Raw genomic sequence first — 24,676 nt, 5'->3', positions numbered from 1 at the left:
TATCCCCAGCCTATTGCTTTTTCCTGGCAAATGGCGTATAATAATTGCATTGACAACTATTTTCAATTCGGGAGTGGGAAAATTGCAGTTTATTAACGCCGAAAAGATTTGTAAGGGGATGGAACTAGGCGAGGTCCCGCCAAATGGAAAGATAATCCGGGACGCTGTGAATGTAGCCTGGCCCTCGGTGCTGGAATCGTTCTTCGTGTGTCTTGCCGGAATGGTGGACACCATCATGGTGGGTTCCCTGGGTTCCTTTGCCATCGCCGCGGTGGGGCTTACCACCCAGCCCAAGTTTCTGGGGCTGGCAGTATTTCTATCAATGAACGTGGCGGTTTCCGCCCTGGTGGCCCGGCGCAAGGGTGCTGGTGACCGGGAAAGCGCTAACCGCATTGTGCGTATGGCGCTGCTTATTACTATCGGCCTGACTGTAATTATAAGCTCTGCTTTCGTGGCGTTTGCCGGCCCCATAATAAAGATGGTCGGCTCCCAGCCCGACACCCATGAGTATGCCGTAGAGTACCTGCAAATTATTATGGGCGGTCTGGGCTTTTCCACCATATCCCTTATGCTCAACGCTGCCCAACGCGGCGCAGGAAATACCAGAATAGCCATGCTGACAAATGTAATATCCAACACAGTCAACGTAATTTTCAATTACTTACTGATAGGCGGCAACTTCGGTTTCCCAGCCATGGGCGTGCGCGGGGCTGCGTTGGCCACGGTCATTGGCACAGTTTGTGCCTGCGCCCTCAGTATCGCGTCGGTACTTAGGAAAGACGGTTTCATCAACCTGCGCTCAGTAAAGGGGTGGATAGCCGACCGTATGAGCGTACACTCCCTGCTTAACGTAGGCTCCAGCGCTTTTGTTGAGCAGATATGCCTGCGCATCGGCTTCCTTCTGTTCTCCATGACTGTGGCGCACCTGGGCACCACTCAGATGGCCGCCCACCAGATTGGCATGAACCTTATGAGCATGTCCTTCTCCTTCGGCGATGGCCTTTCTGTGGCCTCCGTCACGCTCATCGGCCAGAGCTTGGGCCGCAAGCGCCCGGATATGGCAAAAATCTACGGAAATGTATGTCAGAAGATTGGGCTTATGTGCGCCTGCCTTGTGTCCGCCGTATACTTCCTCTTTGGCAAGCAGATATTTGCCCTGTTCTCCCAGGAGCCGGTCATTCTGGACTATGGCATCCAGATAATGCGCATACTCAGCGTTATTCTCTTCTTCCAGATAGAGCAGGTGGTGCTGTTCGGCTGTCTGCGCGGGGCCGGGGATACAAAGTTCACCGCCTTGGTGTCACTGATAAGCGTCACCTTCATCCGTCCCGGCATGAGCTGGCTGCTCTGCTACCCGCTGGCTATCGGACTTATCGGCGCGTGGCTGGGCACCTTCTGCGACCAGGTGCTGAGGTTTGTTCTCACCTTCCTACGGTTCCGCAAGGGCCAGTGGACCAAGATACGTCTGTAAAATATACGGAGAGGCAGTTGATTTTATGTCAGGCTGGAACGCACAGCAATACTTAAAGTTTAAAAAGGAGCGCACTCAGCCCGCCATCGATTTGGCGGCACGAATAGAATATGATGCACCGGCAAAAGCCCTTGACGTGGGCTGCGGCCCCGGGAACAGCACCGCCGTACTGAAAGCCCGGTTCCCCGGTGCAAACGTCACCGGCGCGGACTATTCCGGGAATATGGTGGAGACGGCCAGAAAGGACTATCCCGAGCTCGAGTTTATCAAATGTGATATAAGCGCGGAGCTGGACAGCCTTCCCCACGATTATGACATTGTATTTTCTAACGCCTGTCTCCAATGGGTGCCCGACCACCCCTCCCTGCTGCCCCGGCTCATGGGCCTTCTGAAGCCAGGTGGTCTCCTGGCGGTGCAGATACCTATGAACTACCAGGAGCCTATACACAAGATAATTGAAGCTACTGTAGCTCAAAGCCCCTGGACGGAGCTGATACCGTATATGCGGCTGTTCTATACGCTGAGCCAGGAGCAATATTTTGATATCCTCTCTGAGGTTTCCACGGACTTCACGCTCTGGCAGACCACCTACCTGCACCGTATGCCCTCCCATCAGGCTATAATGGACTGGTACAGCTCCACCGGGCTGCGGCCATATCTTGACGCAGCGGTAAGTGAAGCGGCCAGAGATGGATTCTATCAGGAGGTGTTCTCTCAAGTCAGAGAACAGTATCCTATACAGAAGAAGGGAGAGATTATATTCCGTTTCCCGCGTTTCTTCTTTATAGCTCAAAAATAGAAAAGCTCCGGGGCACTTCTGCGGTGTCCCGGGGCTCTCTGTTTAGTCGCCAAACAAATCTTTCAGCTTTGAGAAAAAGGTCTTGCGTTTCTGATAATTTTTATCGTCAGTATTATTGTCCAACTCAGCTAAAATCTCCTTCTGGCGTTTGTTGAGGTTTTTGGGCACCTCAACTGTGACCTGCACATACTGGTCTCCCTTGGACCGGGAGCGCAGGCTTTGTATACCCTTGCCCTTCAGCCGGAACACATCGCCCGGCTGTGTGCCCTCATGCACATGGTAACTGACTTTGCCATCCAGTGTTGGGACCTCTACATCTGCGCCGAGGGCCGCCTGGGTAAAGGTTATGGGCATCTCGCACCAAACGTCATTGCCACGGCGCTTATAAATTGGGTGGGGCCGCACACTGATATATACATGCAGGTCTCCGTTGGGCCCGCCGTTCGCGCCGGCGTTGCCGTGGCCGCTTACATTCAGCACCTGTTCGTCGTCAATACCGGCTGGCACTGTCACCTCTATGGTCTTCCGCCGGCGCACCCTTCCCTTTCCGTCACAGGTATGGCAGATTTTTTCAATAAGCTTGCCTGTGCCGTGGCATCGGTCGCAGGACTGGGTGGACTGCACCACCCCAAAGGGTGTGCGCTGGCTTACCCGCACCTGGCCGGTACCGTTGCAGTTGGGGCAGGTCTTTGGCGTGGTGCCGGCCTCCGCGCCGGTGCCGTGACAGTCGGAGCAAGTCTCAATCTGCTGATACTCCACGTTCTTTTTACAGCCCTTGGCGGCCTCCTCAAAGTCGATGGCCAGGTTGGCCTGGGCATCGGAGCCCTGCCGGGGTGCATTAGGGTTGGCCCGGCGGGAGCTACCTCCGAACCCACCGCCGAAGAAGCTGTCGAATATATCCGTGAAGTCGAAGCCCGCGCCCTGGAAGGGATTGCCTCCCCCGGCACCGCCGCCGAAGTTGGGGTCCACCCCGGCGTGCCCGAACTGGTCGTATCTGGCCCGCTTATCGCTGTCAGAAAGCACTTCATAGGCTTCGTTGACCTCCTTGAACTTGGCCTCGGCGTTTTTGTCCCCGGGGTTCAGATCGGGGTGGTACTGCTTTGCCAGCTTTCGGTACGCCTTTTTGACATCGTCCTCCGAGGCCGACTTCTGAACGCCCAGAACCTCATAATAGTCTCTTTTGTCCGCCACTCAAATCAACTCCTGAAAACCTCGGTTAGTTCACATCTTTAAAATCCGCGTCGTATACGTTTCCGTCGCCGCCAGGATTTCCGCCGTTGGGGTCAACAGAGCCCTGGGCGTTGGGATCACCTTGAGGCGCGGCCTGCTGATACAGCTTCTCACTTACAGAATAAAGGGCCTTCTGTAAGTCGTCCATATTGGACTTGATAGTGTCGAGGCTTCCGCTGTTGATACTGTCGCGCAATGCGGCCACTTTGGCGTTTATTTCGTTCTTATCAGCTTCGCTCAGCTTATCGCCGCTGTCGGAAATAAGTTTTTCAGCAGAGTAGCACATGCTCTCGGCATTATTTTTTGTATCGACCTCTTCCCTGCGTTTCTTATCCTCCTCGGCAAACTGCTCGGCAGCCTTCACAGCTGCATCAATGTCCTCCTTGCTCATATTCGAGCTGGAGCTGATAGTAATATGCTGTTCCTTACCTGTGCCCAGGTCTTTTGCCGAGACGTTGACAATACCGTTCGCGTCGATGTCAAAGGTGACCTCAATCTGAGGAATGCCCCTGGGAGCCGGAGCAATGCCGTCCAGTTTAAACAGGCCCAGCTGCTTATTGTCCCTGGCAAATTCTCTCTCGCCCTGGAGGACGTTTACCTCAACCTGAGTCTGACCATCCGCAGCGGTGGAGAAAATTTGGCTCTTCTTTGTCGGGATAGTTGTGTTGCGGTCGATTATCTTTGTCATAACGCCGCCCATTGTTTCAACGCCCAGGGACAGGGGAGTAACGTCCAGCAGCAACAGGCCCTGGACCTCGCCGCCCAACACGCCGGCCTGAATGGCCGCGCCTATGGCCACGCACTCGTCAGGATTTATTCCCTTGAAGGGGTCCTTGCCGATAAAGTTCTTAACTGCCTCCTGGACAGCCGGGATGCGGGAGGAGCCGCCTACCAGCAGCACCTTGCTGATATCATTAATAGACAGGCCGCTGTCCTGCAGCGCCTGGCGCACAGGGCCCATGGTCTTCTCCACCAGATCAGAGGTCAGCTCGTTGAACTTAGCTCTGGTCAGAGTCATCTCCAGGTGCTTTGGGCCGCTTGCGTCCGCAGTAATATAAGGCAGACTTATAGTTGAGGTGGTTACGCCGGACAGGTCGATCTTCGCCTTCTCTGCGGCCTCCTTAATGCGCTGCATGGCCATCTTGTCAACGGTCAGGTCCACGCCCTGCTCCACCCTGAAGCTGTCTACCATCCAGTTTATAACGCGCTGGTCAAAGTCATCGCCGCCCAAACGGTTATTACCCGCTGTGGCAAGGACCTCCTGTACTCCGTCGCCCATCTCAATGATGGACACGTCAAAGGTGCCACCGCCCAGGTCATACACCATAACCTTCTGGTCGTTATCCTTATCCACGCCATAGGACAGAGCCGCAGCCGTCGGCTCGTTAATAATACGCTTGACCTCCAGACCGGCTATCTTGCCAGCATCCTTTGTGGCCTGGCGCTGGGCGTCGGTAAAATAAGCGGGTACGGTGATAACCGCGCTGGTGACGGTCTCGCCCAGATATGCCTCCGCGTCGGCCTTCAGCTTCTGAAGGACCATGGCGCTTATTTCCTGGGGGGTGTAGTTCTTGCCGTCAATACCCACCTTATACGCAGTGCCCATTTCACGTTTGATAGAGGAAATAGTGCGGTCGGGGTTCGTGATAGCCTGGCGCTTTGCCACCTGGCCCACCATTCGCTCGCCGGTTTTGCTAAACGCCACCACAGACGGCGTAGTGCGCGCGCCTTCTGCGTTGGCGATAACCACTGGCTCGCCGCCTTCAATAACCGCTACACAGGAATTTGTAGTACCTAAGTCAATGCCGATCGTCTTTGCCATAATAAATTACCTCTCTTTAATAGTTTTTTAGATTCATATGGTTACCGTGCTCCCACGGCTGTAACAGTTCTAGTTTGCCACCTGCACCACGGCGTGGCGCACCACCCGGTCGCCCAGCATATAGCCCTTTTGATATACCTGGGATATGACGTTTTCCTCAAGGCTCTCGTCCTCGATATGGGCTATGGCGTTGCACAGATTGGGGTCAAAGGTCTCCCCCGTTTCCCCCACTGTGGCGATACCCAGCTTTTCAAAGGCGGCATCGATCTGGGTCTGTATCATCTCAATACCCTTTCGCATATCCTCAGCGGAAGCCTTTTCCTGGCTCAGCGCCAGCCCGATATTGTCCGCTATTGGCAGTATGGCCTGGACCGTATCAGAGACCGCGTTATTATATATAGCGCTTTTCTCGTTTGCCGTGCGTTTGCGGAAGTTGTCGTATTCCGCAAGTACACGGAGATATTGCTGTTTATGCTCGTCCAGCTCTTGGCGCAGCTTTTTAAGTTCTTCCTCCAGCCTGGACATTTCCTCGATCTCTGGCGGGGCCTCAGCTTCTGGCGGTTTCTTTTCTTCTTTATCCTTCATGTTGAGCAGCTCCTTTCCTGCTATTTTGTTATTGTATATACGCTCCCTAATTATCTCCTGTCAGCTGTGTCAGCTGGGCGCTGAGCGTATCTGTCAGATATTCCAGCACAGCGGTGAGCCGTGGATAGTCCATGCGTACCGGTCCAACCACCGCAACCGCCCCGGCGTCCTGTCTGTCTATAGTATAGCGCGATACCATCATAGACACTGTATCCAGTTCTGGCCGTCCGCACTCTCGGCCTATCATAGTGGTCACTTTGCCCGGCTTCTGCCGCAAAAGCATAGAGAATTCCTCTTTATTTTCCAGCAGACCCAGAATATTCCTGGCGTTTCTGGGCTCAATCTCCGGGTAAAAAAGCAGATTCATCTGTCCCCCAAGCAGCATCTCAGTACGCGCGGTGTCATGGGCCGCCTCCAGCAGCGCTCTCAACGGTGCGCCCACTAGAGCGTACATTTCACCAAGAGACGCTCCGAGACTCTGCAAAAACGCTGGGGTAATGTCAGAAACCTTTTTACCAGCAATCCTTTCGTTGAACGCTCTGAAGAACACACGGAGAATATCTGTGGTCAAATCATAATCACATCGAAATATGCGATTCTTCATAGTTCCTGTTGAGCTCATCATCAGCAGCATAGCCGTGCGCCGGCTGGTCTGCACCAGCTGTATCGCCCTGACCCTAGCTCCTGCACCACCTGGAGTGGTGACAGCCGCCGCACATCTGCTTATAGAAGCCGCCAGCTCAACAGTGCGCACCAACAACTGCTCCGTATCGTACAATACCGGCGCCAGCTTCGCATCTATCAGCCGCTTTTCCTCCGGGGTCAGCGAAGGCACCTCCATCAGCCGGTCCACAAATTCCCGGTATCCCTTCTGAGAAGGCACACGGCCCGCCGAAGTGTGCGGCTGCTCCAAAAGCCCCATTTCAGTTAGGCCGGACATTTCGTTACGAACGGTGGCCGAAGAAACGCCTATCTCCTCGGCGATAACTTTGCTTCCAACCGGCTCTCCACTCTTGAGAAATTCCGTGACTACCGAGCTCAATATCTTTTCTTTCCGCAGGGTAAGTTCCACTTGACAGCCCTCCCTTCTGTTGGGCCTCGCTTAGTTCTCCTGCCGCATTTAGCACTCATTATTATCGAGTGCTAAACTGTATCTATAATGTACCACGATGGTCAGAAAAAGTCAAGACAGTAATTTGTAAATTGTTTATGAATTACCAGAATTTTCAAAAAATTTGCCGTAGGAAGGAGAATGCCCTTTCCCCTGCCTACGGCGTGATACTTATTTCTCTGTTTGCAGCGCTGATGTTTTAACCTGCATTACCCATTGTCCTATCCCCAAATAGCTCACGGCAAATAGGGCTCCGGCCGTGACTGTTTGAATAAAGACCTGCAAGAATCTGTTGGATATAACTAAATTTACTAATAGCAATCTGCTCAAACCTACTGCCAGAACCGCACAGAACATTGGAAGCAGAATATGCTGAACTACGGAAATGTGCAGATGGCTTACCTTCATTAACCGGTGCAGGCTCAAGGATGCGTTAAAAATCGTGCTGAAAAATAGTATACATACATAACTCTCCATTCCGAAAAAGCGCAAAAAACATAATACCAGTATAACGCGTATCAGTGAATCTGTAAAGTTATATTTCATGGAATTGAATTGTTCGTCCAGACCTTTTAGGAGATTGTCAACCACTACATCCAAATATGTCAAGGGAACCAGTGGAGCTAGTATCCGAAGGTACTGGCCAGCACTATCGCTTTTGTAAAACGCCTGGCCCCAGCTGTCTCCGAAAGCCATAAAAAGCGCCGCAAAGAACATTCCAAAGGCCAGAGCTGCCTGCACGGCCCGCCCCGATATATATGCAACCGCGTTTTTATGGCTCAACTCCCGTTCCTTCGCAATCTTCGGTATCAACAGTGAGGCAAAGGATGTCAAAAATGAAGACGGAAAGTATAGCATTGGCATTGCCATACCCTGTAAAAGCCCATACTGGGACAAGGAGGCTGAGTAGCCAAGGCCATACTTTTGCAGTTCCCGTGGTATCAGCAGGTTCTCCCCAGTATTCAGCAGGCTTCTTGCGGCGGAGCTGAGTGTACAGGGCAGCGCAATATGCCCCAGACTGCGAAGCACGCCGCTGCTCTTTTCCCCTCTTTTGGGCGTGTGTCTGCGGATACTTCTCCTATACGCGCACCAGCTTACTGCAAAGGAGACCGCCTCGCCCAGGGTCGATGCCGCCATAGCGGCCAGACACGCGGACTCTATACTCTGCGGGGCAAATTCCCAAAAGAAAAACACTGTCGCGCCGATGGTAAGTATCTGCTCCAAAGCGTCGGAAACCGCGGTTGAGAGCGATTCGTCAACGGCCAGAAAATAGCCCTTCATACAGGTGCACATGGACATAAATGGAAGCCCAAACCCTAATATTCTCAGGCAAGGCGCGGCCGTAGGATCCCCGAGAAAAATCCCCGCCGCAAAGTCCGCGGTTAAAAATAGGCCCACCGCTATACAGACACTGATGGTCAGGCAGAACCCAAAGCACTTTGCCACAACGGAGCGCACCGTCTCTCCCCTGCCCTTTGCCAGCGCAGCGGTTACCATCCTTGTCACAGCCAGGCTTATGCCGGAGGTGGAAAGGGTCACCGTGAGCATGAATATGGAGAATATAAGCTGATAAAGCCCCATGCCCTTTGCTCCTATCTGCTGGGACAGATAGGAGCGGTACCCCATATTGGTGATGCGCAGGAATAGGGATACTAGGGTAAGCAAAGCTCCCTGGAGAAAAAATTTTTTCTTAGTCATGGGGCCACTCCTTCTAAAGCAGTTAAAATGGTAAAGATTTCCGTAGAAATATTGACAAAAAAACCTGCGGGGTTTAAAATGGCTATCAAGATAATGGTGGAAATATACCAGGAAAGAGTTGAGCATATGAGTGAAAACTGGACCGAGATAAAAATATGCGTGCCCTCGTCAAAGGCTGACCTTGCCGGGGACATTGCCAATATGACGGTGCCTCATGGTATCTATATTGAGGACTACTCCGATTTAGAAGAAAAAGCCCTGGAAATAGCCCATATTGACCTGATAGACGAGGAGCTGCTTGCCAAGGACCGCACCAAGGCCATCATACATATATATATTAGCCCCGAGGACAACCCCACCGAAGCGATCTCTTTTCTTGAGGAGCGGTTGAGCTCCTGCGGTATCGAGTACAGCATCGACCGGGTGGACTGCGCCATGGACGACTGGCTAAACAACTGGAAGAAATATTTTAAGCCTATACCCGTGGGCAAAAAGCTGCTTATACGCCCCATCTGGGAGGAGGACTTTGACAACATGGGCCGCGCCGTGCTGAACCTGGAGCCCGGCTTGGCCTTCGGTACTGGCACCCACGAAACCACACGGCTCTGTATGGAGCTTATCGAAGAGTACCTGACCCCCGGAACAGATTTCCTTGACGTGGGATGCGGCAGCGGCATACTGTCCGTGGCCGCGTTGCTGCTGGGCGCGGGCTCCGCTGTTGGTGTGGATATAGACCCTCTGGCGGTAAAGACCGCAGCCGAAAATGCCCGGCTCAACGGCGTTGAAGGAAAGTTCATCGGTATCTGCGGCAATCTCGCGGATAGGGTCTCCGGGAAGTACCAGATGGTAGCCGCGAACATTGTGGCCGATATCGTAATCGAGCTGAGCTGCTCTGTGCCGGAGTTTCTTGCACCCAATGGAGTGTACATCATCAGCGGCATTATCGACACCAGGGAGCAGGATGTACTGGATGCGCTGGCGGGCAGGTTCACCGTCCTACAGCGGAAAACGGAGCGAGGCTGGGTGGCAATGGCACTGAAAGTGAAGGAAAGGTAAGCAAAATGGAGTTTATTCATAAAAGCGCTGTGCCCTCACTTAGCAACCCCGGTGTGATTTCCCGTCAGCTGCTGAACCCAGATAACTCCTCCAGCACCCGGGTCACCATCACAGAGGTGCATTTGGAGCCAGGCGCCTGTCAGCCCCGGCACGTCCATGATTGCTCGGAGCAGATATGGTACGCCCTACAAGGCTCGGGCAAGCTGCTGTTTGAAAGCGGCACAGAGATGCAGTTCAACGCCGGAGATGTGGTCCGCTTCGGAGATGGGGATATCCATGGGCTGCAAAATGACGTACAGGAGAAATTTGTGTACCTGTCAGTTACTGCTCCGCCCATACACTTTGGGTATGCCTATCAAGATAAAAATAACGAAGAAGGAGACTAGAACCATGAATATTGCGCTGGAAACAGACCGAATACGATTACGCACCTGGCATATGGAGGATTTGCAGGATTTCTACAATTACGCCAAGGATCCAGACGTTGGCCCTTGGGCGGGCTGGGAGCCCCATGGGAGCATAGAGGATTCCCGGAAAAGACTCAGTAGGTGGGTAAACAATACTGACGAAAATGACATCAAGCTGGCTGTTGAGAATAAAGAAAACGGCAGGGTAATCGGTTCTATAGGCATTGAGCCTGACGGCAGCCGTCCAGACGTTAAGGGTTGTCGGAACCTTGGATATGTACTTGGCAAGGACTATTGGGGCCAGGGGCTCATGACCGAGGCGGTCCGCGCCGCTATAGACTATGCCTTCCGAGCGCTGAAGCTGAGACTGCTGACCGTCAACCACTACACCATAAACCAGCGTTCCCGCAGGGTGATAGAGAAGTCCGGCTTCACGTACGAGGGCACTCTGCGTTCCGGCAGCGTAATCTATAACGGCGAGGAACGCGACCTGTGCTGCTACTCCATGCGCGCCTGGGAATACTGGGCGATGCGTGCAAAGGAAGCTGGGTTTTCACTGGAGCTGCCAGAGAATACCGACCGTATAGAGCTTGAGAATATGCAGCGTGAGTTCATCGAAGTTGACAAAGACGTTACCCCCTTCGGTCTGGACCCAAAGGATATGAGCTTTGAGCGATGGCTGGAGCGCAGTATAGCTTGGCGTTTTGTTGTGCCGAAGCCCACATATGCTAAATCAACGCTGTACATACTCAACAGCCAGCATACCGGCCCCACAGGCGCACTGGACCTGCGTCACTATCTCACCGAGCGTCTCCTGAACGGCGGCGGAAACATCGGCTACGGCATCCGCCCTAGCCAGCGTGGGAACGGCTTTGCGCCATACATGCTGGGGCTGGGTATTGAGAAAGCTAAGGAGAGGAATGTAAGTAAGGTTCTGGTCTGCTGTGACGACAATAATCCAGGTTCCGCACACACTATTGAGGATTGCGGCGGCGAATTAGAAAACTTAATCGACGGCCTACGGCGCTACTGGATAACAATATAAAATTAAAATCCTAGAGGTCAGTACCCTTCACATGAAAGTGAAGGGTACTATGACAACTATGTGTTAAATTACGGTACAGTCCTAGAGAGTGTTTTTAAACCATCAAAGTAGCCAAACGGGATACAAGAAAGACAAACAACGGCCTGGAAATAAAGAGCCTTCTTCTCGTATCTGGTAGCAAAGCGGCGGTTATTTTTGAGCTTGAGGAGCAGATTTGCCACCAGATGACGTTCTTTAATATGTGTGCCCTTAAGCTTTTCTGGGAGGTTTAGCGATGCTTTAGCTGGGGATCACCACAATCTCGCCCCGTTCCTCCAGCCAACGTATAAACTGATCGCTGTTATATCCTTTGTCCGCCAGTATGTGTTGCGGGTGTTCAGTTCGGGCTACTCGAGAAGTTCGCATAGCTTGTATGGACTGCGAGGTGCCTATGGTGCAGGTAAACAAAATTGAATGTTAAATCAAAACCACTAGTAAACTAGTGGTTTGCACAGACCCCAGAGGGGTCAGAATATGCTGACCCCTGGAAGGGGCACTGAGGATTTGCCATCGCACCACAATTACAGGCAGCCGCTGAAAGCGACTGTTTTCTTTGCCTACTTTCTCTTGCTATTCGTAAACGGGTCCATGTACTCCTTCAGTGATATCTGGTCCACCGCCAGCTCCTCCAGTTGGTTCTGGATGCACTCCCATTTTCTTTGCATTCTTTCCCACTGTATCCACATAGTCCCTCTGCACCAAAAGTTTCGGCTCCCATATTTATACTTCAAGTTTGCATACCGGTCGAATGTCCTCAAGGCACTTTTGCTCTTGAGGCTTCCCACAAACTATGGTAAAATCTTATTTTCTCTTATTTTGACCGCGCAAGATACCGGTCATAGCCCGCTTGCCGGAGCTCCAGGTAGCGCTCCAGCCCAAGATCCTTCAGTTGCTGCTGATAGGCGGCAAAGGTATCGGGGGTTAGCTCGTCGCGGCCTATGATGAAGTTGGCGATCTTGCCGTTGGCATAGTCCTGCATATTTGTGTTGATGGTGTTTATCTCGCTGGTCTCCTCCGGAGTAAAGGTCACGGAGAGCGGGAATACGTTGGCGTTGCCGTACTTTGTCCAGGCCTCGTGACCTACGTCAGTATAGTAGATGCCATCGATAAGGTCGCTCTCCCGGGCGGGATAGTCCACTTTTACGCCGGGCATACGGTCAGAGGCAAAAGCGGTAACGCCTTCTGTGTTTTTCTCCATCTCGGCAGTCCACTTGCGGGAGTTGGGCTCGCGGGTACCCTTGGTGATACCCTTTTCGATGTAGTCCTGGCACTCAGCCGCACCCTCCTCGCTGGTAAGGCCCATAGTGCGCACACAGGAGCCCTCCTCCGTATAGAAGTAGTCGAAGGCGTTCAGCACGCGGATCAGTTTCTCCTCGTCACAGGCGGTGGAGACGGCGAACCCGGCATTGTTGCTGGCCCGGCCCGAATCCAGGTAGATGCCAAGAGGCTTTTCTATTCCGTGCTCTGTGTCAGCCGGCGAGTTGATGGGCTGGACGTCCATGATCAGCTCATACTCCGGCAGAGACATGGCCCCGCCAAGATTGGCGGCAAGCCCGTACCAGACCCCCGCCGCGCCGCCGTAGGTCAGAGCGGTGTTGGGCAGGTAAAACAGATCCTGGGAGCGGCTTGCGAAGTCGGCGTAGACGTAACCTTTTTTGTACCACTCCTTCATTTTGCTCAGGTAGTTGTAGAAATTGTCCTCGGCTATGCCATAGGCCGCCTTGCCGTCGTCGGTGATGTAGTCCACGCCGCCGATGCCGAAGCCGCCCATCAGCTCGCCAGTGGAGAAGTAGCCGGAGGCGGGAATGATAAGACAGGCTGTCTCGGGCATCCCGGACGTGTCAAAATACTGTTTCATCAGGCCCAGCATATACTCCCAGTCCTCTACGGTGGAGGGCTCGTTGTTCCCGCTGGGGAAGGCGATATTTCCGCCGGTCATGGTCTCAAGAATGTCCCGGCGGTACACCAGCCCGCCCCACTGCTTGGGGTTCTCCTGCACGGTGGCAATGCTGTAGATATGCCCCTCATCGTCATACAGCGCTGACTTCACATCGGGATTGGCTTCCAGCACGGCCTTATAGTTGGGCATATACTTGTCTATGTACTCAGACAGCTCATAGATAACCCCATCCTGACAGAGGGTGCTGAGGTTCTCGGTATTGAAGCCCAGGTCTATCACGTCCGTGTAGTCTCCTGTGCCGAACATCATGCTCAGCTGCTCCTGCTCACTGCCCTGGGGCGGTTTCTGCCACTCGATCTCCAGGTTAAACATTTCCTTCCAGTAGTTCAGCACAGCGCCATCGTCCCCGGGAGTTCCCTCTGGTACATCGTCAGCCTGCATGAAGATGCTGATGCTCTGGGTCTCGCTGGTGTCCACCGTGGGTTCCTCCGGCTGGCTCGCGGCCTCGGAGCTGCTCTCGCCGGTGCTTGCGGCACTGCTGCCGGAGCTGCTGTCCGGCTTACCGCCGCACGCCCCCAGTAAGGTCAACAGCATGGCAAGAGCCAGTGTCAGTGCCAGTAATTTCTTTGACATTTGGTTTTCCTCCTTCATATTTTCGCTCAATTTATCCTTTAACCCCGCCCAGGGTAATACCTGAAACAAAATATTTCTGGGCAAAGGGGTAAGCCAACAGAATAGGCGCTGTGCCAACTACAGTGACACAGTATTTCACCAGGTTCCCCGCCATATTTATAGCGGCGTTTGCGTCGTTGGCGTTGGTAACTATTTTGGACGCGTCGTTCTTCACCAGCAGGTCGCGCATGAATAGCTGCAGGGGCCACTTGTCCCGGGCCTTCACGAGATAAATAGATGCCAGGTACCAGGAGTTCCACTGCATGATTACCGTGAACATCACCACCACCGCCAAGGTGGGCTTCACCATTGGCATAAGTATCTTAAAGAGGATGGTCAGCGAGTTTGCGCCGTCCAGCTTTGCCGACTCCTCAAAACTCATGGGCAACTGTTCAAAAGCCGACTTCATGATGATAATATAGTAGGTGTTCATGAGCCCCGGTACCAGGATAGCCCAGCGGGTGTTGAGCATACCCATATTGCGTATCACCATGTAGGTGGGGATGGTTCCGGCACTGAAAATCATCGTGAACATGATAAACAGCGTCAGAGGCTTTGCCAGCTTGAAGTCCGTCCGGGATACAAGGTACCCGGCAATGGCAGTGAGTATCGTACCGAACACACTGGTGAACAGCACATAGAAGATGGTGTTCCCATAGCCTACCAGAATGTTCCGGTTTTGGAGCACCATGCCGTAGCCCTCAAGAGTGACCTTACCCAGTGGCTTCACCAGTATCCCGGAGGCTCCCATTAAGAGCCGTGGGTTGCTCAGTGAGGCCATCACCACGTGCCACACGGGCATGATGCACAAGAGTGCAAAGATTATCATAAAGCCATAGTTAAAGACATTGAACACAAGGCGCGAGGGCGTTCTTTTTTCAATCACACTGCTCTCCCCTTTCTCAGAAAATAGACGTTTCGGCATACTTGCGGCTCAGGGCGTTGGACAGGAACAGCAGTATAGTGCCAACCACCGAATTGAACAGCCCCACGGCTGTGGAATAGCCATACTGTGCCTGCTCAATACCCAGGCGCTGGACGTGGGAGCTGATTACGTCCGCTGTGGAATAGATGCTGGGGTTATAGAGCAGCAGTATCTTCTCAAAGCCCACGCCTAAAATCGTGCCGCACTTGAGTATCAACATGGTGACGATGGTGGGCATAATGCAGGGCACCGTTACGTGCATCACCCTCTGCAGCCGGGAGGCCCCGTCCGGAGCTGCGGCTTCGTGGAGCTCAGTGCTGGCCGAGGTAATAGCCGCCACGAAGATAATGGAGCTGTAGCCCAGATTCTGCCACAGGTCGGATATGATGTAGATGGCCCAGAAATAGCTTGGATTGGTCAATAGGTTCTCCCGCTGTATGCCGAACACTGTTACGAGAAAATCTGTAATGACCCCCTGGGAGGAGCAAAACTCCGTCACCAAGCCGCATATCACCACCAGAGAGATAAAGTAGGGCATATAACTGATGGTCTGAACGGCCTTCTTAAATGGCGTCAGGTTTATCTCGTTGAGCAGCAGGGCGAATATGATGGACAGCGGAAAGGACACAAACAGTCCCAGCATACTGATAGCCAAGGTATTCCGAAGCAGCTGCCAGAAGTTGGGGCCTGTAAAGAAGTCGATAAAATGCTTAAGCCCCACCCATTCGCTGCCAAAAAGGCCGCGCTGGGGCTTGAAGTTTTCAAAGGCCATCAGCAGGCCGCCCATGGGTATGTAGTTGAACACAACAAAATAGACGACCACCGGAACTGCCAGCAGGTACAACCACTTGTTCATACGGAAATCGTGCCTCCAGCCGGTCTTGCTCCCCGCCTGGGTTTTATAGGTTGACATAAGCGCTTGCTCCTTCCTTACACTCAAACTCATATGATTATACTGTACAAGAGGAAAAGCCTCTATCACCTTTCACACTTTTTTGGCAGTATTCTTTTATGAAATTTGCAAATCTATAAAAATCCTGCTATAATGGTTTATATAGCTGTCTATTATGTGGAGGAGGACACCTATGCAGCACACCGTCATCCTAAAGCACCTGTCAGAAATAACAGGCTCGCCCCTGAGAGTATTCACCTTGTCCCCAGATGGGCTTTGGAAGGAATCCATTTGCTACGCTAAAAGCGCCGCCCCCGCCCTGTCCCCTCCGCTCGCTGAGTGGCTTCGGGAGGACATCTCTGTGCCGCCCCTTGCCGCCGTGGACGGCACAAGGTATTATGCCATAATACCCCTGGGAAGCGTGCGGTATCTGCTGGGGCCGGTGCGGCTTGCCTCGGCGCTGTCCGTGCGGCGGCAGTTTGCCGTGGAAGGCGAAACACAGGAGGACACTGTTTTCCTGTGTGATACCGCCGTGTTCCTACAAGCGGTGCTGCTGCCCTGGAACCTGCACACGAAAAAGGAGATGCTCCCCCAGGAGCTGATCGCCTCCAACTGCTCCGACCGCTCTAACATTGACGTGTAGAAATACTATGCCCGCCTCACCTACGAAAATAGGGAGACAGGCAGTCATCACAACGCCTACAGCCAGGAGCTCCGGCTGCTGGGCAGTATTGAGTGGGGGGATATAAAGCTTTTGGAGCAGTGCCGGGATGAAGGCGGCTCCGGCAAGCTCGGCACCCTCTCCCCCAACGCTGAGCGGAGCTATCGGAATGTAAGCATCGCCGCCGTGGTACTGGCCAGCCGGGCGGCTATCCGGGGCGGCATGAACCCCGAGGCGGCTTTTTCTCTGTGCGACGCCTATATCATGAAGATAGAGGCCCTCCGGGACATAAGGGAATTGCAAGGCCTGGTGGGAGGGGCACAGAATAATTTTGCCTCCCTGGTGCGCTTTCTCCGGCAGGACAGCGGCAGTGCCCGGCAGGTTCAGCGCCATCCGCTGGTGGAAAATGCGAAGAACTATGTGTACGACCACCTCCACGAAAAAATAAGCCTGACCAATGTGGCCAGGCTTTTGCATACGAACCCTAACTATATCTCAAATCTTTTTGTACGGTGCGAGGGCATCTCCTTCACCGACTTTGTGCTCAGGGAAAAGATGGCCCTTGCCCGGAGCCTCTTGGTCTACTCCCAACTCTCCTGCCGGGAGATAGCCAGCACCCTGGGCTTTTCATCTCAGAGCCACTTCGGCAGACATTTCAAGCGCTTCAGCAGCATGACCCCCGCCCAATTCCAGCGGCAGTATGCCATCACGGAGCTTCCTGAGACATCACCCGAAGCGTGACGCTCACCTCCTGAAGCCCCTCCGCCGAGAACGTGACCCTGCACTCGCCGGCGTCCATGCCGCCGCGAATAACCGCCATCACCCGCCCGTGAAACGCCGGGCAGGTATTGCTTTGATAGCTCCCCTCGCTGCTGGGATCAGCCGAGCCGAAGCCCTGCAAACTGCCCGCGCCCTCGACCTTGACCGTGACAGTTCTGCCGTCAGACAAATTGGCAGCACCCTTCTCGTCCACCAGATCAGCCATAACAAAGCTGAGACCCTGTCCCCCGGCCTGGACAGTCTCGTTGTAAACAGTCACCTTTATGGCTGCAACAGCACCCGCCGTGCTGAGTAAATCCTCACCGCAAGGCTTGTCGTCCCGGTAGCCCACGGCTTTCAGCTGGCCCGGCTGGTAGTCCACTTCATAGGCGGCGGTGTAGGGCAGCACTTCGCCTATCTTCTTGCGGCCCAGTGGCTTGCCGTTCACAGTCAGTTCTACCTCGTCACAGTCGGCCAGCACGTACACTCGGGTAGGCTTGCCCTCCTGACCGGGATACGTCCAACTGTGCAGGGAGTCAAAATATTTCCAGTTGTTGCTGTCGAACGCCTTGCCGAAAACCTCCGGCCGATGTACGGCAATGTACGGCTCATGGCGAAGCCCAAAGGCTATCTCTCTCAAATAGCTAACCGGCCTTCTGGCGGCATTCAGGTCGATATCCCCACAGTAGGCCAGCCGGTCGGGGAACATTCCCTGGGCCGTGACCTCGCCATAGTGGGGGATGCCGATGCCCGCCTCGCCCAGGTAATCATAGCCCGTCCAGGTGAAGTCGCCGATGACGTGGGGGTTGTCCCGGACGATGGGCCAGAGACGCCCGATCTCCGGGGGGAAGGTCTCGCTACCCACAACAACCCGGTCAGGGTGCCGGAGGTTCTCGGGGATATGCCGGGCGGTCAGGTAGTTGTAGCCGGCAACGTCCACGCTGCTGACAGAGGGCTCCAGGCGCTCCGTGAGCAGGGCACTTTCCGAGAACTTGTCGGTCTGCTCCCACTGGGACGCGCCCATCATGCTGTTCAATGCCTCGCTGCCCGCCCCGGCATTGCTGGCGTTGATGGTCTCCTGCTTCTCCTGCTCCATCATGCTACCCAGAGCGTCCGACACCGCCAGAAAGCCGTTGATACCACAGGTTGTGTACCTGGTGGGGTCAATACGCTTTATCTTCTCCGTAATGGCCCGATGCAGGGCGTAGCCCTGGGCCTTGCTGATCTCCGGAATTTCGTTGCCGGTGCTGTAGAGCACCACGCTGGGGTGGTTGTAGTCCTTGGCCACCATCTCAGCCGCCGCGTCCTCCCAGAACTTGGCGAAATCCAGGCCGAAGTCGTGGGGGTTCTTGGGCTCGTTCCACATATCCGCCAACTCGTCCATCACCAGAATACCCACGTCATCACAGGCTTTCAGCAGGGACGGCCCCGCAGGATGGTGGGCGCTGCGAATGGCGTTGAAGCCCGCCGATTTCAGCCGCTCCATGCGGAAGCGCTCAGCCTCGTAGAGGTTCGTGCAGCCGATCACGCCGTTGTCGTGGTGGATGCAGGCTCCCCGCAGCTTCACGGTCTTGCCGTTGATGCGAAGCCCCTGGCGGGCGTCCAGCTGTAGGGTGCGGATACCGAAGCGGGGTGTTTCAGCGTCCAGCATGATCTCGCCCTCATAAAGCTCGGCTTTGCAGGCGTACATCTTTGGGGTCTCCGGCGACCAGAGGGCGGGACTGTCCACCGTCACTCGCTGGAAGAAGCTGTTCTCCCCAAGGGCCAGACACAGCATTGCAGAAAAGGGCGCCGCGCCCTCAATGTTCAGCCGCAGCTCCACGGTTTTGGGTTGGGCGCTTTGGTTCACGGCTCTGCCGTCCACACGGAGCACGGCGTAACCCTCCTCGATAGTCTCAGTGGTAATCTTAATATCACTTATATACGCACTTCCCCCCTGCAAGAGGTACACATCACGGTAAATCCCCATGCCGGAGTACCACCGGGAGGCCTTCTCCTGGCCCAGAGCAAGCACCTTCAGCTCGTTCTCCTGACCGTAGCGGAGATAGGAGGTCAGGTCCACGGTGAAGCCGGTGTAGCCGTAGGCGTGGCTCATAAGGAACTCACCGTTCAGGTAGACCATGGCTTTCTGCATGACGCCCTCGAACTCCACCAGGGTGCGTCGGCCCTGCCAAGTCTCGGGGGCGGTGAAAACTTTGGTGTAGGTGTAGGACTTCGCCGGGTAGAAGCCCGCCTGACCGCCGCTCTCGCAGTTGGGGTCCCGGTCCTCCTCAATCATGGCGTCGTGGGGCAGGGTCACGGGCTTGCCCTGGGCCGCGCCGCCGAAGAGGGCTGAGAAGGGGTCTTGAACTCCTGGCTTGACTGTCCAGTTTTCGTTGAATAGTGTTCTTTTCATGTGTGCCTCCTTATATAGTTATATTTGATGTTTAGCATATCCGTTGTCCGGCGTGATTCAGGTCAGCCTGCGCGCCTGCTGGGGACTAAAAAAATCTCACGTAGTCACGCTGGGAGCACGCTCGCTTATTCGCCGCTCTCTTCGGTAACGCATAGGCGGCACGCCGAACCTCTGCCGGAATAGCTTCACAAAATAGCTGCTGTCCCCGAAACCGCAGGCATACCCGGCCTCGGTAACGCTGCACTCTGTCTCAAGCATAAGGGCAGCGGCCCTGTTCAGGCGGTAGTCGTTGAGGTATGCCACCGGGCTCAGCCCTGTGTACTGCCTGAACTGGCTGTAGCACTGGGTGCGGCTGACTCCCGCAAAGGCGGTCAGCTGGTCTATGGTGATTTTCTCCTGATAGTGGTCATGGATGTACGCAAGCATTTTCTTCACCGGCCCATGAGCAGCCCCGCCGTCGTTCCGCTGCCCGCCCTGCTGCATACGCCGGGAGGCATAGAGCCATATCCTGCTTATCTCCGAAAGGCACATGAGCTCATAGCCGTACTCCCCCTCCCGGAGCCCCGCGAGCCGCTCAAGGGCCAGGCGCACGGGAACCTCCTCCTCGCCGGCGCCGTCCCAGACAAGGCTCTCCTCCGAGCCGGAAAAGTATCTGAGAAAGCCCGAGTCCGGGTGCTCCTTGGCAAACAGGCTGGGCCGAAACACCACCACCATGATGAGGGCGCTCTCCATATCCTCCCGCTGGCGGGCTGTGTGCAGAACTCCGGAGTTGAGGAACAGGCACTCCCCGGCGGTCAGCATCTGCGGGCGGCCGTTGATGGTGAAGTCCACGCCGCCGCGCAAAACGTAGTCCAGCTCCAGCTCCGGGTGCCAGTGGCAGTTCAGGGTGCGGCCTATTAGGGCTGAATAATCCTCAAAGAAAATGTAGAAGGGAAAGGAAGGGTCTGGAAACAGGTTCTCCTCCATGCCCTCATGGTTCACCTGGACGTTATACACTGGCGTCCTCCGTATGATCATTATATAATTCGGGACAATCTATATATAAATTCTCCAAATATAGTATTATAATCATAGCATATATGAATTTATATTGTCAAGAAAAAGAGGGTTGAAATATGGAGCGGGAAAAGAATATGACCACAGGCAGACCACTGAGGCTTATCGTGACCTTTGCGGTCTCGCTGATGATTGGCGGCATCGGACAGCAGTTGTATACGTTAGTGGACTCCGCCGTGGTGGGCCGGGGCGTGGGCGTGGCGGGCCTTGCGGCAGTGGGCGCCACGGACTGGACTTACTGGGTATTCTTGTGGGGGATTCTCGGCCTGGCCCAGGGGTTCTCCATCCCCATCGCCCAGGAGTTCGGCAAGGGCGATAAGGCCCGGGTGAAAAGGGCCGTGGCCATGTCCCTCCTGCTGTCGGCAGCGCTGAGTATCCTCCTGACCCTGCTGGGGCTGGCTGCCCGGGGACCAGTGCTGAGACTGCTGAAAACCCCGGAGGATATTTTCGACAGCGCTGTGGCGTACATTACGGTGCTGTTTATCGGGCTCAGCGCGGTAATGGCCTACAATATGGCCTCCTCTATTTTGCGGGCCTTCGGGGACGGGCGCACGCCACTTATCGCTATGGTGGTGGCTTCGGCGATAAATATCCTTCTGGACTTGCTGTTCGTGCTGGTGTTCCGCTGGGGCGTGGTGGGCGCGGCGGTGGCGACTGTAATCGCTCAGGTTTTGGCGTTTCTGTACTGTGCCCTGATCCTCTCAAAAAGTCAGTGGCTGGCCCTAACAAAAGAGGACTGGAAGCTGGACGCGCCCATGCTCCGCTGGCTGTGGAAGACCGGGGCTACCATGGCGGCGACACAGATCCTTATTGCCATAGGCGGCATGGTCTTGCAGTCGGCCATCAATGCCCAGGGCAGCGTGTTCCTGGCTGGAGTCACGGCGGTGAACAAGCTTATTGGTCTGCTGGAGAGTTCAGCTATCGCCCTGGGGAGCGCTGTGACTACTTATATAGCGCAAAACTTTGGGGCCGGAGAGTACGGGCGGCTGCGTAAGGGACTGAAAGTTTCGCTGGTTGTGGGTGTGCTGCTCTCGCTGGCCATCAGCGCTGTGATGATTCTTGCCGGGCGGCTGATTCTAAGCATGTTCATCGACCCCGGCGACCCCAGCGCCGGGACTGTGCTGGACATCGCCTACCACTACCTGTTCATCATGAGCGTGCTGCTGTCCTCGCTGTACGTGCTCCACGTCTGCCGCAACACCCTTTTGGGCATGGGCTGCAATATGGGCACGGTAGTCTCGGGGCTGATGGAGTTCTTCGCGAGAGCCTCTGTGGCGGTGCTCTTTTGCGGGATATGGGGCGTGGAGACGCTCTATTTTGCGGAGCCTTTTGCCTGGTGCGCGTCTACGGTCAGCTTGATCTTTATGGTGATTTGGCAGGTGAGGAGACTGCCAGGGTAGGTTGTGGCTGGAGCTTTTCTTTGTTTAGCGGCGCAAGTGTAGTCAAAGTCTATGTCTACCAGAATGCGGTCACGCAATCGGACAAGCCGTCTGAAAATGCCTAAAAATTGCAATTCGAAGGGCAATTTCATGGATTGTCAACATACCTAAACTTTCAAGCGGTACTCCGAACATACCGGCGGCTGGGCGCACTTTTTGTGAGCCTGCAATTTATTTTCATAGTTTCTTTACTCGTCAGCAGCCTCCTCAGGCTCTTTTCCGCAGCCGCCTTTTCGGTAAGCGGATGGCGTGACCCCATATCGCTTTTTGAACAGCGAATAGAAATAATTAGTGTTCAGCACACCCACCGACTCGCTGACGCGGCTTACGGGCATACGGGTGTTCCTCAGCAATTCTGCGGCTTTTTCCAGGCGGACCTGATTCACATAATCATTGAAAGCATAGGCGGTCACGGCTGTGAAGACCCTGCCCAGGTAGGCCGGGGAAAGCTGGACCCGCTCCGCAAGCATACGCAGGGAAAGCTCCGGGTCGTCATAATGCTCGTCAATATATGCCTTGGTCTGCAACGCTGCATCCTGATTGCTGTTCTTTCGGCCCACCGACAGCCGGTAGCTCAGAGAGGAAAGCAGTTCTAAAAACACCGAGCGCAGGGCCCGGACGTTTTCGCACCGGTCCAGACTTTCCAGGCGCTCCATCATTTTGGAAAAGAATTCATTGTCCCGCTCCAGCGCCGCGAAAAATACATCCAGCACCGACATCAGAATATGCCGGAAATAGGTACGAGCTGACTTGAAGCTGATCTCCTTCATAGCCGCCAGGGCCTGGTCAAACTCCCGGGCACAGGCCTCCAGGTCCCCGCTTCGCACACAATCCGCCAAGCGAGTATGCAGACCGCTGTAGTACAAATCACTGCTCATGGCCTCCGGGGCGTCCCACGCGAAGAACACCCGTCCATAGTGGCTGGCCGTGCGGGAATGCAGGGCGATCTTCTCCTGCTCATATACCAGATTGATGTCCATCCAAGAATCCACCACCTGCCCCACACAAATACTGGTATCTATATGAAATTCCCTGGGCATCAGGTCCACGATAGTCTCCAGCCCCTGGCGCAAAGTGTCGTTAAGCTGGGGCTCCTCCAGATACAGCAGCACGGCAAAGTGGTTTTCACCGATCCTCATAAACTCCACCCCCAGGGCAGGACCCATCAGTTCCCTGGTAATATTTTCCAAGGCATAGTATGGGATAAATAGGTTTTCCTTCCCGCCTACTTCTCTGCTCATGTCCTCCTGGGGAACACATTCCAGCACGACCACCTCATAGTATGGGGCGTTAAGATTGATCCCCAGCCGCCGGTAGGTAGACAGAGAACCCTGCACCCGCTCCCTTTCTCCAGAGAGCAAGGCCCGTAGGTAAAAATTTTTAGATTCATGGAACGAGGCAATCAGTCCTCTCTCCAACTCGTCCGCCTTCAAATACATATCAGAGAACGCCTGGCTCAAAAGTTCCAGTTCATTCCCCTTTTTCTCCCCAGCGCTGTCCACATAATTTTCATACAGGGCCTTTATGGGCTGATACAGATGTGTACTGAGCCATCGGGACAGCACATAGCCAAAGGCCAGCGTCAGAAGGGTCATGGTTACCGTCAGAATAGCCGGTGTCACTAAGGCCCCTAGTACCACCTGATATGGAAGCATATTATAAAAGGTCCACCCGACTTTTGCGCTTCGGACATATGTAGTGAACCAAAACTGCCCCGGCGTATGGAAGAACATAGAGCCGGAGCTTTCCATTGACTTAGCCTCCGGATAGTCCGCGCCACTGCCGCCCGCAGCCACAGAGAAAAGCTCCTGGGCCGGCAGGGCAGACATCTCAGCGATAAACTCCTGCTCCGTTCCCTGAAGCAGCACCCGCTGCTCATGTTCCTCCACGCGGATTGGCGCCAGAGCGTTGTTGAAATAGCTCTCATTGACATCAATAATGACCAGATCCGAGGAACCGGAATTGGGTTTGAGGTTTATACGGAACACAAAAGTATAGGCCATAGCCTTTTTGTTGAGCTGCACATTATAGGCGTCGCCAATGGGCCTGAAAAAACAGACATAGGGTTGATCCCCCAGGCGGTCGTAAAACTCCTGGGCATTCAACTTAATGTCATCTCCCGCATAGCCGCTGGAAACAAAGCGCTTACTGGTATCATTATATAATGTAATAAAGCGAAGATATGGATTGGCAGTACAGAGGGTACGTATTTTCAGGCCAACCGCCGCTTCCCGAAGGCGGTTGGTGGACTCGCCAAGCAGAAATGTGGCCGTGTCCGCGTCGTTGGCCAGCTGGTTTACTACAGCCTCCATGGACTCAAAGAGGATATCTGTGGAGGTGCGTACCTGTTCAAGCTGACTGACTGAGTTTTTGGCAGCTGTGGAGATCTGAGCGGCGCAATAGATGGAAAACAGCGCAACAGTAATGAGAAAGTCGATAATGATAACGACTATAAAAATTGACCACAGATATGTGGTGCTGAGTTTTTCCCTGTTTTGAAGCTTCTTTATCATTTGACCCTCCACAAACGTCCCTGCTGCCAGTGTTCTACAAACAAGTATAACAATTTTCTGACAAAAGTCAAGTGAGGACAGCAAAGCCTCACTTTTTTCAATTATGGAATAATTTTTGTAGTGCACGCTCTCCCAGTGTTAAAAAATGCAGATTTCCTCATAAAACTGAGTATAAAAAATCTGCAATTTTTTCGCATCAGT

The 24,676-nt window shown here is 54.2% G+C and carries 19 protein-coding genes and 1 pseudogene; 8 read left to right on the top strand and 12 right to left on the bottom strand.

Annotation, left to right across the window (positions count from 1 at the left end; all coding sequences use genetic code 11):
• Positions 1 to 118 precede the first annotated feature (118 nt).
• Positions 119 to 1,471 carry an MATE family efflux transporter gene (locus ADH66_RS08880; RefSeq protein WP_066541528.1) on the top strand — a complete coding sequence of 451 codons (1,353 nt, stop codon included), beginning with the start codon at positions 119 to 121 and terminating at the stop codon, positions 1,469 to 1,471.
• A 25-nt stretch (positions 1,472 to 1,496) separates the two neighbouring features.
• The gene (locus ADH66_RS08875) at positions 1,497 to 2,270 is read left to right on the top strand and encodes a methyltransferase domain-containing protein (protein ID WP_066533406.1); all 774 of its coding nucleotides are present in this window, start codon (positions 1,497 to 1,499) and stop codon (positions 2,268 to 2,270) included.
• 42 nt (positions 2,271 to 2,312) lie between these two features.
• On the opposite strand, the gene dnaJ is transcribed toward ADH66_RS08875, so the two are convergent.
• The 5 genes from dnaJ to ADH66_RS19990 form a co-directional block, all read right to left on the bottom strand.
• Complete coding sequence (gene dnaJ, locus ADH66_RS08870) at positions 2,313 to 3,461, bottom strand: molecular chaperone DnaJ (RefSeq protein ID WP_066533407.1); 1,149 nt, start codon at positions 3,459 to 3,461, stop codon at positions 2,313 to 2,315.
• 25 nt (positions 3,462 to 3,486) lie between these two features.
• A complete protein-coding gene (gene dnaK, locus ADH66_RS08865) occupies positions 3,487 to 5,322 on the bottom strand; it encodes a molecular chaperone DnaK (RefSeq protein ID WP_066533408.1) in 1,836 nt (611 codons plus the stop codon).
• Positions 5,323 to 5,391: 69 nt separating this feature from the next.
• Positions 5,392 to 5,907 carry a nucleotide exchange factor GrpE gene (locus ADH66_RS08860; RefSeq protein ID WP_084384135.1) on the bottom strand — a complete coding sequence of 172 codons (516 nt, stop codon included), beginning with the start codon at positions 5,905 to 5,907 and terminating at the stop codon, positions 5,392 to 5,394.
• 46 nt (positions 5,908 to 5,953) lie between these two features.
• Positions 5,954 to 6,979, bottom strand: a complete 1,026-nt coding sequence (gene hrcA / locus ADH66_RS08855; RefSeq protein ID WP_066533410.1) for a heat-inducible transcriptional repressor HrcA — start codon at positions 6,977 to 6,979, stop codon at positions 5,954 to 5,956.
• Between the two features lie 210 nt (positions 6,980 to 7,189).
• Positions 7,190 to 8,716 (bottom strand): oligosaccharide flippase family protein, encoded by a 1,527-nt coding sequence (locus tag ADH66_RS19990; protein WP_066533412.1) that lies wholly within the window; start codon positions 8,714 to 8,716, stop codon positions 7,190 to 7,192.
• Between the two features lie 126 nt (positions 8,717 to 8,842).
• On the opposite strand from ADH66_RS19990, the gene prmA reads away from it, so the two are divergent.
• The 3 genes from prmA to ADH66_RS08830 are packed head-to-tail and all read left to right on the top strand — an operon-like array spanning position 8,843 to position 11,224.
• Positions 8,843 to 9,772: a 50S ribosomal protein L11 methyltransferase gene (gene prmA / locus ADH66_RS08840; protein WP_066541530.1), complete on the top strand. Its 930-nt coding sequence runs from the start codon at positions 8,843 to 8,845 to the stop codon at positions 9,770 to 9,772.
• Between the two features lie 5 nt (positions 9,773 to 9,777).
• Positions 9,778 to 10,158, top strand: a complete 381-nt coding sequence (locus ADH66_RS08835; protein ID WP_066533414.1) for a cupin domain-containing protein — start codon at positions 9,778 to 9,780, stop codon at positions 10,156 to 10,158.
• A gap of 4 nt (positions 10,159 to 10,162) precedes the next feature.
• Positions 10,163 to 11,224 (top strand): GNAT family N-acetyltransferase, encoded by a 1,062-nt coding sequence (locus ADH66_RS08830; RefSeq protein ID WP_066533416.1) that lies wholly within the window; start codon positions 10,163 to 10,165, stop codon positions 11,222 to 11,224.
• 596 nt (positions 11,225 to 11,820) lie between these two features.
• Here the strand turns inward: ADH66_RS08830 and ADH66_RS08825 are convergent.
• From ADH66_RS08825 to ADH66_RS08810, 4 genes and pseudogenes are all read right to left on the bottom strand, one after another.
• Positions 11,821 to 12,051 (bottom strand): annotated as a pseudogene (locus ADH66_RS08825) (transposase); the annotation flags it as partial.
• Between the two features lie 23 nt (positions 12,052 to 12,074).
• Positions 12,075 to 13,796, bottom strand: a complete 1,722-nt coding sequence (locus ADH66_RS08820) for an extracellular solute-binding protein (protein WP_066533420.1) — start codon at positions 13,794 to 13,796, stop codon at positions 12,075 to 12,077.
• Positions 13,797 to 13,827: 31 nt separating this feature from the next.
• Positions 13,828 to 14,721: a carbohydrate ABC transporter permease gene (locus tag ADH66_RS08815; RefSeq protein WP_066533422.1), complete on the bottom strand. Its 894-nt coding sequence runs from the start codon at positions 14,719 to 14,721 to the stop codon at positions 13,828 to 13,830.
• 16 nt (positions 14,722 to 14,737) lie between these two features.
• Positions 14,738 to 15,673: an ABC transporter permease gene (locus tag ADH66_RS08810; RefSeq protein ID WP_066533424.1), complete on the bottom strand. Its 936-nt coding sequence runs from the start codon at positions 15,671 to 15,673 to the stop codon at positions 14,738 to 14,740.
• Between the two features lie 172 nt (positions 15,674 to 15,845).
• Between ADH66_RS08810 and ADH66_RS08805 the strand changes: the two genes are divergently transcribed.
• Both ADH66_RS08805 and ADH66_RS08800 read left to right on the top strand, forming a co-directional pair.
• Positions 15,846 to 16,295 carry a hypothetical protein gene (locus tag ADH66_RS08805; RefSeq protein WP_066533426.1) on the top strand — a complete coding sequence of 150 codons (450 nt, stop codon included), beginning with the start codon at positions 15,846 to 15,848 and terminating at the stop codon, positions 16,293 to 16,295.
• Between the two features lie 111 nt (positions 16,296 to 16,406).
• Positions 16,407 to 17,054 carry a helix-turn-helix domain-containing protein gene (locus tag ADH66_RS08800; protein WP_066533428.1) on the top strand — a complete coding sequence of 216 codons (648 nt, stop codon included), beginning with the start codon at positions 16,407 to 16,409 and terminating at the stop codon, positions 17,052 to 17,054.
• Here the strand turns inward: ADH66_RS08800 and ADH66_RS08795 are convergent.
• Positions 17,020 to 19,467: a glycoside hydrolase family 2 protein gene (locus ADH66_RS08795; RefSeq protein ID WP_066533429.1), complete on the bottom strand. Its 2,448-nt coding sequence runs from the start codon at positions 19,465 to 19,467 to the stop codon at positions 17,020 to 17,022. The genes ADH66_RS08800 and ADH66_RS08795 overlap by 35 nt on opposite strands.
• A gap of 96 nt (positions 19,468 to 19,563) precedes the next feature.
• Positions 19,564 to 20,463 carry an AraC family transcriptional regulator gene (locus ADH66_RS08790; RefSeq protein WP_066533431.1) on the bottom strand — a complete coding sequence of 300 codons (900 nt, stop codon included), beginning with the start codon at positions 20,461 to 20,463 and terminating at the stop codon, positions 19,564 to 19,566.
• A 119-nt stretch (positions 20,464 to 20,582) separates the two neighbouring features.
• Here ADH66_RS08790 and ADH66_RS08785 point away from each other — a divergent pair, with 119 nt between their 5' ends.
• Positions 20,583 to 21,923 (top strand): MATE family efflux transporter, encoded by a 1,341-nt coding sequence (locus ADH66_RS08785; RefSeq protein ID WP_066533435.1) that lies wholly within the window; start codon positions 20,583 to 20,585, stop codon positions 21,921 to 21,923.
• Between the two features lie 227 nt (positions 21,924 to 22,150).
• Here the strand turns inward: ADH66_RS08785 and ADH66_RS08780 are convergent, their stop codons facing one another.
• Positions 22,151 to 24,475 carry a helix-turn-helix domain-containing protein gene (locus ADH66_RS08780; protein WP_066533437.1) on the bottom strand — a complete coding sequence of 775 codons (2,325 nt, stop codon included), beginning with the start codon at positions 24,473 to 24,475 and terminating at the stop codon, positions 22,151 to 22,153.
• Positions 24,476 to 24,676: the final 201 nt, after the last annotated feature.

It is taken from the genome of Acutalibacter muris (assembly GCF_002201475.1).
GTDB lineage: Bacteria > Bacillota > Clostridia > Oscillospirales > Acutalibacteraceae > Acutalibacter > Acutalibacter muris.
Note: the sequence above shows the minus strand (reverse complement) of the source record. Positions and strands in the feature narration are given on the sequence as shown.